This window comes from Acinetobacter sp. YH12226 (assembly GCF_013417805.1).
Lineage (GTDB): Bacteria > Pseudomonadota > Gammaproteobacteria > Pseudomonadales > Moraxellaceae > Acinetobacter.
Genome location: NZ_VPDG01000018.1, coordinates 13,049 through 25,497 on the forward strand (window position 1 = coordinate 13,049; position 12,449 = coordinate 25,497).

The 12,449-nt window shown below is 45.0% G+C and carries 13 protein-coding genes; 6 read left to right on the plus strand and 7 right to left on the minus strand.

The window, feature by feature from the left end; genetic code table 11:
- Window positions 1–84: 84 nt before the first annotated feature.
- On the plus strand, window positions 85–1,278 hold the full coding sequence (locus FTV08_RS13460; protein ID WP_180087481.1) for a sugar transporter: 1,194 nt from the start codon (window positions 85–87) through the stop codon (window positions 1,276–1,278).
- Window positions 1,279–1,609: 331 nt separating this feature from the next.
- Complete coding sequence (locus tag FTV08_RS13465; protein WP_180087482.1) at window positions 1,610–2,575, plus strand: TerC family protein; 966 nt, start codon at window positions 1,610–1,612, stop codon at window positions 2,573–2,575.
- 40 nt (window positions 2,576–2,615) lie between these two features.
- On the opposite strand, the gene FTV08_RS13470 is transcribed toward FTV08_RS13465, so the two are convergent.
- Window positions 2,616–3,188 (minus strand): nucleotidyltransferase family protein, encoded by a 573-nt coding sequence (locus FTV08_RS13470; protein ID WP_180087483.1) that lies wholly within the window; start codon window positions 3,186–3,188, stop codon window positions 2,616–2,618.
- 99 nt (window positions 3,189–3,287) lie between these two features.
- On the opposite strand from FTV08_RS13470, the gene guaD reads away from it, so the two are divergent.
- The 3 genes from guaD to FTV08_RS13485 all read left to right on the plus strand — a co-directional run bounded on the left by guaD (window position 3,288) and on the right by FTV08_RS13485 (window position 5,798).
- Complete coding sequence (guaD, locus tag FTV08_RS13475) at window positions 3,288–4,616, plus strand: guanine deaminase (RefSeq protein ID WP_180087484.1); 1,329 nt, start codon at window positions 3,288–3,290, stop codon at window positions 4,614–4,616.
- Window positions 4,617–4,840: 224 nt separating this feature from the next.
- Window positions 4,841–5,368, plus strand: coding sequence for a hypoxanthine phosphoribosyltransferase (gene hpt, locus FTV08_RS13480; protein ID WP_180087485.1), 528 nt, complete (start codon window positions 4,841–4,843; stop codon window positions 5,366–5,368).
- Window positions 5,369–5,540: 172 nt separating this feature from the next.
- Window positions 5,541–5,798, plus strand: coding sequence for a GlsB/YeaQ/YmgE family stress response membrane protein (locus FTV08_RS13485; protein WP_004281926.1), 258 nt, complete (start codon window positions 5,541–5,543; stop codon window positions 5,796–5,798).
- A gap of 99 nt (window positions 5,799–5,897) precedes the next feature.
- Here the strand turns inward: FTV08_RS13485 and FTV08_RS13490 are convergent, their stop codons facing one another.
- The gene (locus tag FTV08_RS13490; RefSeq protein WP_180087486.1) at window positions 5,898–6,599 is read right to left on the minus strand and encodes a DsbC family protein; all 702 of its coding nucleotides are present in this window, start codon (window positions 6,597–6,599) and stop codon (window positions 5,898–5,900) included.
- Window positions 6,600–6,978: 379 nt separating this feature from the next.
- Between FTV08_RS13490 and FTV08_RS13495 the strand changes: the two genes are divergently transcribed.
- On the plus strand, window positions 6,979–8,124 hold the full coding sequence (locus FTV08_RS13495) for an MFS transporter (protein WP_180087499.1): 1,146 nt from the start codon (window positions 6,979–6,981) through the stop codon (window positions 8,122–8,124).
- A 42-nt stretch (window positions 8,125–8,166) separates the two neighbouring features.
- Here FTV08_RS13495 and mnmE read toward each other — a convergent pair whose 3' ends face one another.
- The 5 genes from mnmE to rpmH all read right to left on the minus strand — a co-directional run bounded on the left by mnmE (window position 8,167) and on the right by rpmH (window position 12,273).
- Window positions 8,167–9,525, minus strand: coding sequence for a tRNA uridine-5-carboxymethylaminomethyl(34) synthesis GTPase MnmE (mnmE, locus tag FTV08_RS13500; RefSeq protein ID WP_180087487.1), 1,359 nt, complete (start codon window positions 9,523–9,525; stop codon window positions 8,167–8,169).
- A 92-nt stretch (window positions 9,526–9,617) separates the two neighbouring features.
- Window positions 9,618–11,381 (minus strand): membrane protein insertase YidC, encoded by a 1,764-nt coding sequence (gene yidC, locus FTV08_RS13505; RefSeq protein WP_005245552.1) that lies wholly within the window; start codon window positions 11,379–11,381, stop codon window positions 9,618–9,620.
- A gap of 5 nt (window positions 11,382–11,386) precedes the next feature.
- Complete coding sequence (yidD, locus tag FTV08_RS13510) at window positions 11,387–11,707, minus strand: membrane protein insertion efficiency factor YidD (RefSeq protein WP_004281931.1); 321 nt, start codon at window positions 11,705–11,707, stop codon at window positions 11,387–11,389.
- Window positions 11,708–11,716: 9 nt separating this feature from the next.
- On the minus strand, window positions 11,717–12,109 hold the full coding sequence (gene rnpA, locus FTV08_RS13515; protein WP_180087488.1) for a ribonuclease P protein component: 393 nt from the start codon (window positions 12,107–12,109) through the stop codon (window positions 11,717–11,719).
- A gap of 29 nt (window positions 12,110–12,138) precedes the next feature.
- A complete protein-coding gene (gene rpmH, locus FTV08_RS13520; RefSeq protein ID WP_000831329.1) occupies window positions 12,139–12,273 on the minus strand; it encodes a 50S ribosomal protein L34 in 135 nt (44 codons plus the stop codon).
- Window positions 12,274–12,449: the final 176 nt, after the last annotated feature.

The window sequence follows — 12,449 nt, forward strand, 5'->3', positions numbered from 1 at the left end:
GGATTGTGAATCTGTCCTTCTGACCAATACCGCATTTTGCTCAATAGGTTTAAACTGCCAGCCGGTTCCTTTTATCAGATGTTTATGTCCAGCTCTTCTTCCACCTCTTCGGTGACGCGTCAATGGGTCTGTGTGATTGCTTTAGCCTCTGCTGCCTTTATTTTCAATACCACCGAATTTATCCCGGTGGCGCTATTAAGTGATATTGGTACCAGTTTTGCCATGTCACCGACCCAAGTCGGGTGGATGCTGACAATTTATGCCTGGGTCGTGGCGCTGCTGTCTTTGCCAATGATGTTACTGACCAAAAATATTGAACGGCGCTTTCTGCTGATGATTTTATTTGCGGTGTTTATTTTCAGTCATGTGCTGTCCTATTTTGCCTGGAGCTTTAGCATTCTGGTGCTGAGCCGGATTGGTATTGCCGTGGCGCATGCGCTGTTCTGGTCAATTACGGCGTCGCTTGCTGTGCGGGTTGCGCCAAAGGGCAAAGAGTTTCAGGCACTGGGCTTATTGGCTACCGGTACCGCCATGGCGATGGTCCTGGGAATTCCCTTTGGCCGGATGGTCGGGGAGGCCTATGGCTGGCGCAATAGTTTTGCCTTGATTGGGATTGTGGCGAGCGTGGTGTGCGTATTGCTGGCCAAAACCTTGCCTTTATTGCCAAGTGTCAATTCAGGTTCACTCAGCAGTTTAAAAAACTTGCTAAAACGTCCCAGCCTGATGCTGGTCTTTGCGCTTACCGTGCTTGTGATTAGTGCGCAATTTACCGCCTATAGTTATATTGAACCCTTTGCGCTGAATATTGCGCAATTCAGCTCTGCGCAAACCACCAGCTTATTGCTAATTTATGGCGCTGCGGGTCTGATCGGCTCTTACGTATTTGGCCGCTTTGCACCGCATTTTCCCCGACTCACCATTCCGCTATTTACACTCGGGCTAGGGATCTCGCTACTGTTATTGCTGCCACTGTCTCAGGGTGTATTTCAGCTTAATAGCTTGGCGTTAATCTGGGGCATCAGCATTATTGGGTTTAGTCTGGCTCTACAAGCCAAGACCTTAAATCTGGCTTCTGATGCAACCGATGTCGCCATGGCAATTTTTTCAGGTCTGTACAATGTCGGGATTGGTGGCGGTGCCTTACTCGGCGGTCTGGTAACGGCACATATCGGATTACATAGTATTGGCTGGGTAGGAGCAATCCTGGCCAGCTTGGGTTTTCTGATCAGCTTATACCTGATTCAGCGTCCGGATTTCTTAGGTAAGAAAGCGCCTTGAAGCATGATTTTTGTAAATGAAATTGTAGTCTTAGCAAAAATCTGTCATGCTTGCTGCACATTGAGCTACCGCTCAAATAAAATTTAGTTTGAACAAGGGGAGTAGCCTCCTCCAAGCGTTTAAGAATGAAATTTCAATTTTTAAACGTGTCAGAATGTCGTCATTACACTTTGCAAAAAGTCGGTATCTGAGCATCTTGAAGTCACACTTTATATAAAAAAGTGGAACAGTAAGATGTAGGCAAGACCTTGATCATGTTGTTATAGATGTTTTTCATCTGGCAACTGGTCAAGGTTTTTTTATGGCTAGTTGTCCGATGTGGAGAATTCACATGGAAACCATTGGTACACTCTGGCTGTATCTCGTCTTTTTCGCGATTGTCGCAGTCATGCTGATAATCGATTTTGTCGGCTTTAAGCATCAGCATGGTCAGGAAGTTAAAGTCCGTACTGCTGCCTACTGGAGTATTGCCTGGGTCAGTGTCGCGACTTTATTTGGTGGCGGCTTATGGCTGTATCTGGAGCAGACCGCAGGCACGGCAATTGCCAATGCCAAGGTCATGGAATACTTTGCCGGTTATCTGCTGGAAAAATCCCTGGCGATTGATAACGTCTTTGTCTGGCTGATGATCTTCGCGGCCTTCGCCATTCCACCCGCACTGCAACGCAAGCTGCTGTTATATGGCGTACTGGGTGCGATTGTGCTCAGAACTATCTTTATTTTTATTGGCGCGTGGTTCGTGCAGGAATTCTCCTGGATTCTATATATCTTCGGTGCGTTCCTGGTGTATACCGGCTTCAAATTCCTGCGTGGTCAGCATGAAGAAGACAGCAATATTGAAGATATGGCGATTCTAAAATGGCTGCGTAAACATATGCGTATTACCCCGCAACTTCAGGGCGACAAATTCTTTGTCCGTCAAAATGGTTTGCTCTGGGCAACGCCGTTGTTCCTGGTCCTGATCCTGGTTGAAGTCTCTGATGTCATCTTTGCCGTCGATTCTATTCCGGCTATTTTTGCCGTCACCACCGATCCCTTCATTGTCCTCACTGCAAACCTGATGGCGATTTTAGGCCTGCGCGCAATGTTCTTCCTGCTCTCGGGCGCAGCCTCAAAAATGCATTATCTGCCTTATGGCCTCGGGATCATTCTGGTCTTTATCGGCTTTAAGATGCTGATGCTAGATATGTTCCATATGCCGATCTGGATTTCTTTGAGCTTTATTGTGATTGTCCTGACTGTGACCGCGATCTTGTCGATTCGTCATAGCAAGAAATATAACGAAACCACCCTGTAAAAAGTAATCATCAAAAAAGCCTGCATCAGCAGGCTTTTTTTTATTGTTCTATCAGGGATAATTTGGGCCATTTTTGCAAAAACTGTTTGCTCAGCATGCGTTGTTCGAACACGGCATAACTGACTAAATTCGGATTCCAACGCAGCTTTAACTCAAATAAATCTGCTAAACCGAAAGGGGCAATCAACTCCAACTCATCATCTTTCAGGCGCAGTGCCAATGCCGTGACAGTTTCTGGCCATAATGACAGCGCATGACTAATTGAAGTTAAAGGCCCAATACTTTCATTTTGATTGGTACGATACCACTCATGTACAAAAGCTTGATTGATCACATCCCAACAAATCTCTGGAAAATAGTCTTTTAACTGATCTGCAAGTTGCTGTTCTATAGCGCGAGCCTGCTCATTTTCGTCATAGAAAATCACATCGACCTCCGTATGATTCATGTCATATTCCCAGCCATGTAAATGCGCCCAGATCACATGACGTAACACGCCCGCTGCGACATAAGCTTCAGAGTGCAATTGTGCTAACTGATGCAAGATGCGCATTAAGGTCGGCTGCGCACGCACGATCTGTTGAAATTGATCATGATAATTGGATGGGGTCATAAAAGAATCGGGATCACTATTTAAATATGAATGTTCATACAAACATGGCAATTTTTTCAGCTACAATCAATCGAAAAAATCAAAAAGCGTAGGTTTAAAATGTCTTCTGTAATTGCAACGATAGCGATCCGTGGTCGCTTCCTCGATATTCAGAATACAGTTGCCCAAGCACGTGATATACACGACCAAGTGCGATATGTAGAAGATGGTTTAGTCATCATTCAAGAGGGTAAAATCCAGTGGTTTGGTCCTTGGCAAGAAGGGCAGTCACGACTTCCTACCAACGCTGAATTACAGCACTATCCAGATCAACTGATTGTTCCCGGTTTTATCGACACCCATATTCATTTCCCGCAAACAGAAATGATCGGGGCGTATGGTGAACAACTGCTGGAATGGTTAAATACCTATACATTCCCCACTGAAATCCAGTTTAAAGATGCATCCTATAGCGAAAAAATTGCCGAATTTTTCGTGCAGGAATTGCTTAAAAACGGCACCACCACTGCACTGGTCTTTTGTACCGTTCATCCTGAATCCGTAGATGCTTTATTTAATGCCGCAACCACACGCAATATGCGTCTGATTGCGGGTAAAGTCCTGATGGATCGTCATGCTCCGGAAGCACTAACAGATACAGCAGAAACAGCTTATACCGATTCTAAAGCGCTGATTGAAAAGTGGCATGGACAGGGGCGGAACCTGTATGCGATTACCCCACGCTTTGCACCGACCTCAACACCTGAACAATTACAAAAAGCCGGCCAGCTCAAAAGTGAATATCCGGACGTGTATGTACATACCCATTTGAGTGAAAATAAAAATGAAATTGCCTGGGTAAAAGAACTCTTTCCTGAACGTGAAGGTTATCTGGATGTGTATCATCATTATGGTTTAACCGGGAGCAAGTCCGTCTTCGCACATTGTGTGCATCTGGAAGATAAGGAATGGGATTGTATGCATCAGACCGACTCCGCCATTGCCTTCTGTCCGACCTCAAACCTGTTCCTGGGCAGTGGCCTATTTCCCCTGAAAAAGACCTGGGACAAAGGGGTCAAAGTCGGCTTAGGTACAGACATTGGGGCAGGGACATCATTTAATCAGCTGCAAACCCTGAATGAAGCCTATAAGGTGCAGCAGTTGCAGGGCGAAAAACTCTCTGCCTTTGAGGCCTTGTATCATGCCACTTTAGGCGGTGCCAAAGCTCTAAGCCTGGATGATCGCCTGGGGAATTTTAATATTGGCAAAGAAGCCGACTTTGTGGTGCTGGATCTTAAGGCCACTGCCTTACAGCAGTTACGTCAGAGCAGAGCTAAAAATATTGAAGATGCATTTTTTGCACTGACCATGCTCGGCGATGACCGTAATATTGCAGCCACCTATGTCTATGGAGCAGCCGTCTATGTCAAAGCAGCATCCCGTGAATAAAGCGAAAAGATCCCGCCCTCGCCAATACTTGCTCCTGTCTACAATGACGCTGGGCTGTGTTTTTTTACTGAAACGCGATTCAGCCGCGGCTAAAAAATGATTACATTTACCGCCAGCAAAACAGGTGCATCTCTGCTAGGGATGTATTAAAATTGCGACGTATTCAGGTGTTGCAGGTCAACACCTTTTTTATTTTGCTATTTTTACTTTTTAGGTATCTACCCATGACCGTTCAAATGAGCGTAATGATTTCCGCTGAAGAAATTCAAGCTAAAGTCAAAGAGCTTGGTGCTCAAATCAATGCACACTATGCCAATAGTGACAAAGAACTTGTGCTCATCGGTTTATTACGTGGTTCAGTGATTTTTATGGCTGATTTATGTCGTGTGATTTCAAAACCGCATGAACTGGATTTCATGACTGTGTCCAGTTATGGCGGTAGCACGGTATCGTCACGTGATGTAAAAATCCTGAAAGATTTAGACGGTGAAATCCGTGGTAAAGATGTGTTGGTAGTTGAAGATATTATTGACTCAGGCAACACCTTAAGCAAGGTACTCGAAATCCTGCAAACCCGTGAACCTAACTCGATTCAACTGTGTACTTTGGTAAGTAAACCATCGCGTCGTGAAATCGATTTGAAGGTCGAATTTATGGGCTTCGAGGTTGAAGATAAATTTATCGTGGGTTATGGCCTGGACTATGACCAGAAGTACCGTCACTTGCCATTTATTGGTGAAATCGGTCTTTAAAATCAGGCTGAAAAAAGTGGCATAGGCCACTTTTTTTATGCCTAAAATACAGAAAAAACCGGGAACAAAAAATAACATCTCGTTTCAGGATTCAACTTTTTATGATCCTGACTTTGTTTCAAGATGATTAAACAGATGTGAAAACAAAGACATGATAAGAAGGAGTATGCATATGTGGACAATTATTGTGGCGATCGTCATTGGTTTTGTAGCAGGTCTGATTGCACGTGCCATTCACCCGGGTAATGACAAGGCAGGCTTTATCATGACCACCTTGCTGGGTATTGCTGGCTCCCTATTGGCGACTTTTGGTGGCCGTATGCTCGGTCTATATTCGGCAGATTCCGCAGCAGGGCTGATTGCTTCCGTGATTGGTGCTGTGATTATTCTGTTTATTTATAATATGGTAACCAAACGCCGTACAGTCTAAACCATTCAGATGTTTCTGAGGTTGATTTGACGACCTGAATAAAAAAGCACCGGAAAAGGTGCTTTTTTATATTGAGCGACTGATAGCTTTATTTAATTTTTATAAATTGAATTCTTTAAAGATCTGCTCAATCTGCTCTGCCGGATAGGCACCCATCACTTTAAAACCATTGGAAAAAATAATCGCAGGTGTACCATTCACGCCCATAGACTGAGCCAGTTTTTTATTCCGCTCAATTGGATTGGTGCAACTTTTTTTCGATTTAGGTTGAATTCCTTGAGCAATCAGATCTTCCCATGCCTGAGCTGGATTAGACGCGCAATACACCTGTTTTGAAGGAGCAACCGACTGGGGTTTTAAAGGAAGAATAAAGGTATAAATGGTCAAGTCATTCAGTTTTTTCAGCTCTAGCTCAAGCTTTTTACAATACGGGCAATTTGGGTCAGAAAAGATGGCAATCTGACGTTTACCCGTACCTCTTACACTTTTCACTGCATCCTGAAGCGGTAATTTTTTCCAGTCGATACTATTTTGTTTTAGCATTAAATCGCGGGTCAGATTATGTTGATCCTGAATCCGCAGCATCGGGCCGGCAATCAGATGTTTGGCATCTTCATTTAGATAAACCACTTGGCCCTGCATGGAACCGCTATAGATGCCTTTCATCTCCGTGGTTTGAATATTTTCAATTTTTAAATTGGGACTGTTTTTTGCCAAGTTAGCTTGTACCGTATCAATATTGGCAAATGCGAAGCTTGAAATAAATGTACTTAAACTAATGATCAGTGTTTTTTTTAACATGAATGTTCTACATGAATTGGATAAGAATATGCTTCGATTCTAATCGCTCTGCTTTTAAATTTCTCAAACATTTATGTTACTGTTTACACTCAGTTAAATAAGCTCATAATGTTTCACGTGGAACACCATGTATAGCGTTAGATTGAACTTCAAGATATCTAGAAATCACATAAATATTCACAATAAGCAATTGTTTTATATAATTAAAATATTTTAAATGATAAATATCTTACTCATTCAACCTTGACCGATTTTCTGCATCCATTCTAAACTGCAGACACTTTTTATTTTCCTCGCTACGCCCTGACATGGATTGGCCAAGGATCAACACTATAACGGCATTTTCATGACAACAACGACCAGCTGGCGACCGTTCTTGATGGTCAGCCTGGCTTTAATGATGGGAACGATTGGTACTGCTTTGGCCAGTCCGCTTTATCCAATTTATCAACAGCTCTGGCATTTGCTGCCCAGCCAGATCACCTACATTTTTGTCGCCTATATGTTTGGCTGTCTCTCGACCTTATTGTTTTTGGGCAGAACCAGTAACAGCATCGGGTTTTTACGCACCCTGCAAATTGGTCTGGCCCTAATCACGTTGGGACTCAGCGTTTCGGTCTTTGCCCAGAATGCACTAATCCTCTCGATTGGCCGTTTTATTATTGGGATTGCCTCGGGCCTGATGACCACTTCTGCCCTGATGGGCTTGATGCATACCATCCCAGAAAGCCATAAACACACTGCACCACAACTGATTTCAATCATCACCGCAATGGGTTTTGGTTTGGGACCCTTGGTCGGTGGCGTGATTGCGCAGTTTTCCGCTGCCCCTTTGGTAATGCCATATTTACCGATTATTCTGGGTGCCGTGCTATGTTTGATTGGCCTGTTCTGGATCAAAGCACCCAAGTTTGAGGCGCAGCCCTTTAGCATGGCACCTAAACTGCAACGACCTGAAGCCCAGTTTCATCGGGTGTTTATGATTATTGCAGTGACGGCTTTTAGTGCCTTTGCCGCCTTTAGCCTGTTTGCTTCACTGTCGCCGTCCTTTCTCCGCAATATTTTACCTTGGCATGGCCCTCTGGTCAGTGGGCTGGCCATTACCAGTATTTTAGTAGTCTCAGTGATCGTGCAGTTTATGGCCAAAGCGGTCGCAGCGTCAAAATGTCTGAATATCGGCCTGATGATGATGGGCTTGAGCCTGATGGTTTTGGTGCTATGCATGTATTCGAAAATTAGCCTGCTATTTTTTATCAGTGATATTTGCTTTGGGATCGGCCATGGTTTTGCCCTGATGGGTGCTTTTGCACTGATTCATCAAATGACCAGCTTAGACAACCGTGCAGCAGTGATGTCGACCTATCTGTTTATTGCTTATCTGGGCACTATTGTTCCCATCATTGCTGTGGGTTATCTGGCCGATCACTGGGGGCTGGATTTCGCTGTGATCAGCTTTTGTATCGCGATTAGTTTGCTGTGTTTTGCACTGTGGTGGGCGTATCAAAAATCCCGCCTACCAGCCTAAAAAAGCCCTCAGTTGAGGGCTTTCTCGATGTTTATTAAATAATTATTTACCAATACAGAACGAACCGAAGATCTTGCCCAGCAGATCATCTGCACTGAAATCACCCGTGATCTCGCCCAAAGCATTTTGTGCCAAACGTAAGGACTCCGCTACCAGTTCACCGGCATTATACACCACCAGTTGCTCACGCGCCTCAGCCAGATAGATCTGTGTGCGCTTCATTGCGTCTAAATGACGGGTACGGGCAATAAAGGTGTCTTCCTCAGGCTGGAAGCCTGCATGCGCTGTAATCGCCTCTATGAGTGCTTGAACACCGGTTTCCTGCTTGGCAGAGACTGCGATATGCCGAAAACCATTTAAATCGCCAATTATAGCTTCAGCACCGGTCAGGTCGCATTTATTGCCAATCAGCATTAAACGTTTCGGTTCGATATGTTCAGCAAAATATTCCTGAGCGAGTTGCAGCGGATCTTCGCCCTGGCTTAAGTCATAGACCAAGAGCAATAAATCGGCCTGTTCAATTTCTTTAATCGCGCGGCGGATCCCTTCTTTTTCCACGATATCGCCAGTTTCACGCAAGCCTGCGGTATCAGTGAGAGTGATCGGCAGACCATTTAAAGTAATCTTTTCATGCAAGACATCACGTGTGGTGCCGGCAATATCGGTCACAATCGCACGTTCAATTCCGGCCAGCGCATTCAGCAGAGAGGATTTACCGGCATTCGGTTTACCTGCAATCACCACCTGTAAACCTTCACGTAGGAGCTGTCCCTGACGTGCGGATTGCTGTACTTGAGTGACGGCACTGGATACGCCATCCAGCAGATTTAAAATCTTGCCATCTGCCAGAAAGTCGATTTCTTCTTCCGGAAAATCAATCGCGGCTTCCACATGCAAACGCAGGTGAATCAGCTGCTCAAGGACTGCATTGACTTTAGTTGAAAATGCGCCTTGCAGTGAACGCACCGCAGAACGTGCAGCCGCTTGCGAAGTTGCATCAATCAGGTCGGCAATCGCTTCAGCCTGCACCAGATCCAGCTTGCCATTCTCAAAAGCACGCATCGAGAACTCACCGGCCTTAGCCGCAGTAGCGCCGAGCTCCAATAAACGACCAAGCAGAGCATTCTGAATCACCGGACCGCCATGACCTTGTAGCTCCACGACATCTTCGCCGGTAAATGAGTTTGGATTCGGGAAGCAAATCGCCAGTCCTTCATCCATGACTTCGCCGGCCGCATCATAGAACTGGCGGAAACCGGCAAAACGCGCTTTAGGTAGCTCTTTTTGCGTCAGTTGCTGGGCAATCTCATAGGATTTCGGGCCTGACAGGCGAATCACCCCAACGCCGCCACGTCCTGGTGGAGTTGCAATCGCAGCAATAGTTGTGGTTCGGTTGAGCATAAAATTCACCTGCAAAGACTCAAAAGTACAGCCAAAAAAAATCCGCCTAAGATTACCATCTTAAGCGGATTTATTCAGCCTATCCGTACAACTTAGTTGACTGGAGTGGCCTCATCACGTTTAGCGCGATCTTTGGCAACAGACTTGTTAATCAAAGTTTGTTGCAGAATCGTGATCAAGTTGTTGACGATCCAGTACAGGACCAGGCCTGCCGGGAAGAACAACAAGAATACGGTAAAGATGATCGGCATAAACTTGAAGACTTTCGCCTGCATTGGATCAGTCGGTTGTGGATTTAACGACTGTTGGATATACATCGTCAAGCCCATCAACAACGGCAGAATGAACCAAGGATCCATTGAAGACAAATCCTGAATCCACAGCATCCATGGCGCATGACGCAGTTCCACAGATTCCATCAATACCCAGTACAAAGCCAGGAAAATTGGCATTTGTAATAACAGTGGTAAACAGCCGGCAAGCGGATTGACCTGTTCACGTTTGTATAATGCCATCATTTCTTGAGAGAAGCGCATGCGATCTTCACCGAACTCTTCTTTCATGCGTTGCATTTCTGGCGCAATCACCCGCATTTTCGCCATCGAGCGATAGCTCTTCGACGACAATGGCCACAGGATTACTTTCACCAAGATGGTCAACAGAATAATTGCCCAGCCCCAGTTACCCACCAGACCATGGAAGAATTCAAGACCAACAAACAGCAATTTCGCGATTGGCCATAACCAGCCATAATCAACAGTCTGGTTTAAACCCGCAGCCAAATCTTTCAGTTCTGACTGGATTTTTGGACCTGAATAGAAAGTCGCATCAATTTCAGCCACTGTACCTGCTGGTACATTAAACGTTGGTGAAGTAAAACCGATGATGTTCATGTTATCGGTTGATTTACGTGATTCAAGCTTGGCGCTATAAGCTTCACCATTGCCTTGAGTCAACTTCAGCTGACCTGGAACCCATGCACTGACAAAGTAGTGCTGTACCATTGCCACCCAACCACCTGTTGCTTCAGTACTGACTTTTTCTTCAACAAAGTTGTCGAATTTAAGCTTGTTGTACTGCTCGTCCGGGGTACCCCATGCACCGCCCAGGAATGTTCCCAGCGTGAAGATCCCTTGATCGGACTTGCCCGGATCTTCCGAGTTATCCCGTTTGATCTGACCGAACATCTGACCTTGCCAGGTCTGGCCACTGCGGTTGACCACTTTGTGATTTACCACGACCGGATATTCACCTTCAGTGAAATTGAAGGTCTTGATAATCTCGATCCCGTCAGCAGTTTTAAACACCAGCGGTACAGACAATACTTTCAGGTTTTCACCATCTTTAGATTTGACTGTTTTCGCATCTGCCAGGGTATAAGCAGTTTTTTCCAGCTCATACATTGGACGGCCGTTACGGCTGCTGTCCGGTCCATTCAGACCGATCAGGCCAGACTGGGCGACATAAGTACGTTTCGCATCGCTTTCCAGCATGACGAACGGTTCATCGCTGTCTTTGTTCTTGTCATGATTGAGTAATTCAATACGAACAATATCACCACCCTTAGGATTGATCCAAAGATGATAAAGGTCAGTTTGTACTGAAATAAGCTGCTGACTTACAGGTGCTGTGGCATCCGTGGCTTGCTGTGCTGGCACATTTGCTTGTGGCAGATCAGAGGCAACTGTAGCCGTCTGACCATTTGGCAAATCTGCAGATACGTCATGCGAAACAACAGCAGTTTCCTGCTGCGGTTTTGTTTCAGCATTTCCATAATCTTTTTGCCACGCCAAAATGAGCAAATATGCGACAACAAACATGGCTCCGAGAATTGCAATCCTGGCCCATTGTTGCATATGTATTACCCCAAGTGGTGAGAGTGATTTTGGTTCAATAAACGATCACGAAAGGGTACAGCAACGTGAAGCGTTTGAGAATCTATTTGCTGAAATGAAATAAAACGAATCGCTTTTGAGGGAACAGGATCATATCCCGAGCCCCCCCACGGATGACAACGGCAAATACGTTTAGTAGCCAGCCACACTCCACGCCCAGCGCCATGCATCTGGACTGCTTCCAAGGAATATTGAGAACAAGTTGGAATATAACGACAGCGCGGTCCAAGAAGAGGACTAATCGCAATCTGATAGAAACGGATCAACCAATGCAGTAAACGTACCATTGGCCAACTCTACTTTTGTGGGGAGGGGGCTATTTTTGAATGCTTTTTGGCAAGACGGTTAAGTTTCTGCCAGGCAAATTGTAATTGCTGGTGCAATTCTGCATTAGGCACTGCTTCAATACCCATTTTCGGCATGATTACAATGTCTAAGTCATCTAATTGCTGTTGATGCAGGCGAAAACTTTCGCGAGCAAGTCGTTTTACTCTATTTCTTTCGTGTGCGCGTCGCACTTTCTTCTTGGCAACAACTAAACCCAAACGGCTATTTGGCAGTTCGGAATGTTTTGCAAGAAATAAGAAATGGGGTTGATGCACTTTAAAAAGCGCACCATCAAAGACACCTTTATAATCGGCAGCACAGCGTAATCGCAACTCTGTGCCAAAACTATAAAGTTTTGTCATAACACCCAAAATCGTCTTAGCGTAACTGATTAAACAGTTAAGCTATGACGACCTTTTGCACGACGGCGAGCTAATACTTGACGACCAGCTTTAGTAGCCATACGAGCACGGAAACCATGAACACGCTTACGCTTTAATTCAGACGGTTGGAATGTACGTTTCATATTGAAACTCCAAAAAATGATCTTTCTATGAAGGTCCGCGATTTTAGTGCTCATTGCTTGAGCTGTCAATGCAAAAGCGGTTTTCTTTTCAAATAAGATCAAAAAAGATAAAGCCCCTGTTTTTTCGGAGAACTTAATAAAAAATAGTTCAATTCAAGTTAATCACAAATTAAGTT

Coding starts and splice junctions, on each gene's coding strand:
- FTV08_RS13470 (WP_180087483.1), bottom strand. CDS start 3,188: ATGACCCCATCCAATTATCATGATCAATTTCAACAGATCGTGCGTGCG.
- rnpA (WP_180087488.1), bottom strand. CDS start 12,109: ATGACAAAACTTTATAGTTTTGGCACAGAGTTGCGATTACGCTGTGCT.
- FTV08_RS13495 (WP_180087499.1), top strand. CDS start 6,979: ATGGTCAGCCTGGCTTTAATGATGGGAACGATTGGTACTGCTTTGGCC.
- rpmH (WP_000831329.1), bottom strand. CDS start 12,273: ATGAAACGTACATTCCAACCGTCTGAATTAAAGCGTAAGCGTGTTCAT.
- FTV08_RS13490 (WP_180087486.1), bottom strand. CDS start 6,599: ATGTTAAAAAAAACACTGATCATTAGTTTAAGTACATTTATTTCAAGC.
- FTV08_RS13465 (WP_180087482.1), top strand. CDS start 1,610: ATGGAAACCATTGGTACACTCTGGCTGTATCTCGTCTTTTTCGCGATT.
- mnmE (WP_180087487.1), bottom strand. CDS start 9,525: ATGCTCAACCGAACCACAACTATTGCTGCGATTGCAACTCCACCAGGA.
- FTV08_RS13460 (WP_180087481.1), top strand. CDS start 85: ATGTCCAGCTCTTCTTCCACCTCTTCGGTGACGCGTCAATGGGTCTGT.
- yidD (WP_004281931.1), bottom strand. CDS start 11,707: ATGGTACGTTTACTGCATTGGTTGATCCGTTTCTATCAGATTGCGATT.
- guaD (WP_180087484.1), top strand. CDS start 3,288: ATGTCTTCTGTAATTGCAACGATAGCGATCCGTGGTCGCTTCCTCGAT.
- hpt (WP_180087485.1), top strand. CDS start 4,841: ATGACCGTTCAAATGAGCGTAATGATTTCCGCTGAAGAAATTCAAGCT.
- FTV08_RS13485 (WP_004281926.1), top strand. CDS start 5,541: ATGTGGACAATTATTGTGGCGATCGTCATTGGTTTTGTAGCAGGTCTG.
- yidC (WP_005245552.1), bottom strand. CDS start 11,381: ATGCAACAATGGGCCAGGATTGCAATTCTCGGAGCCATGTTTGTTGTC.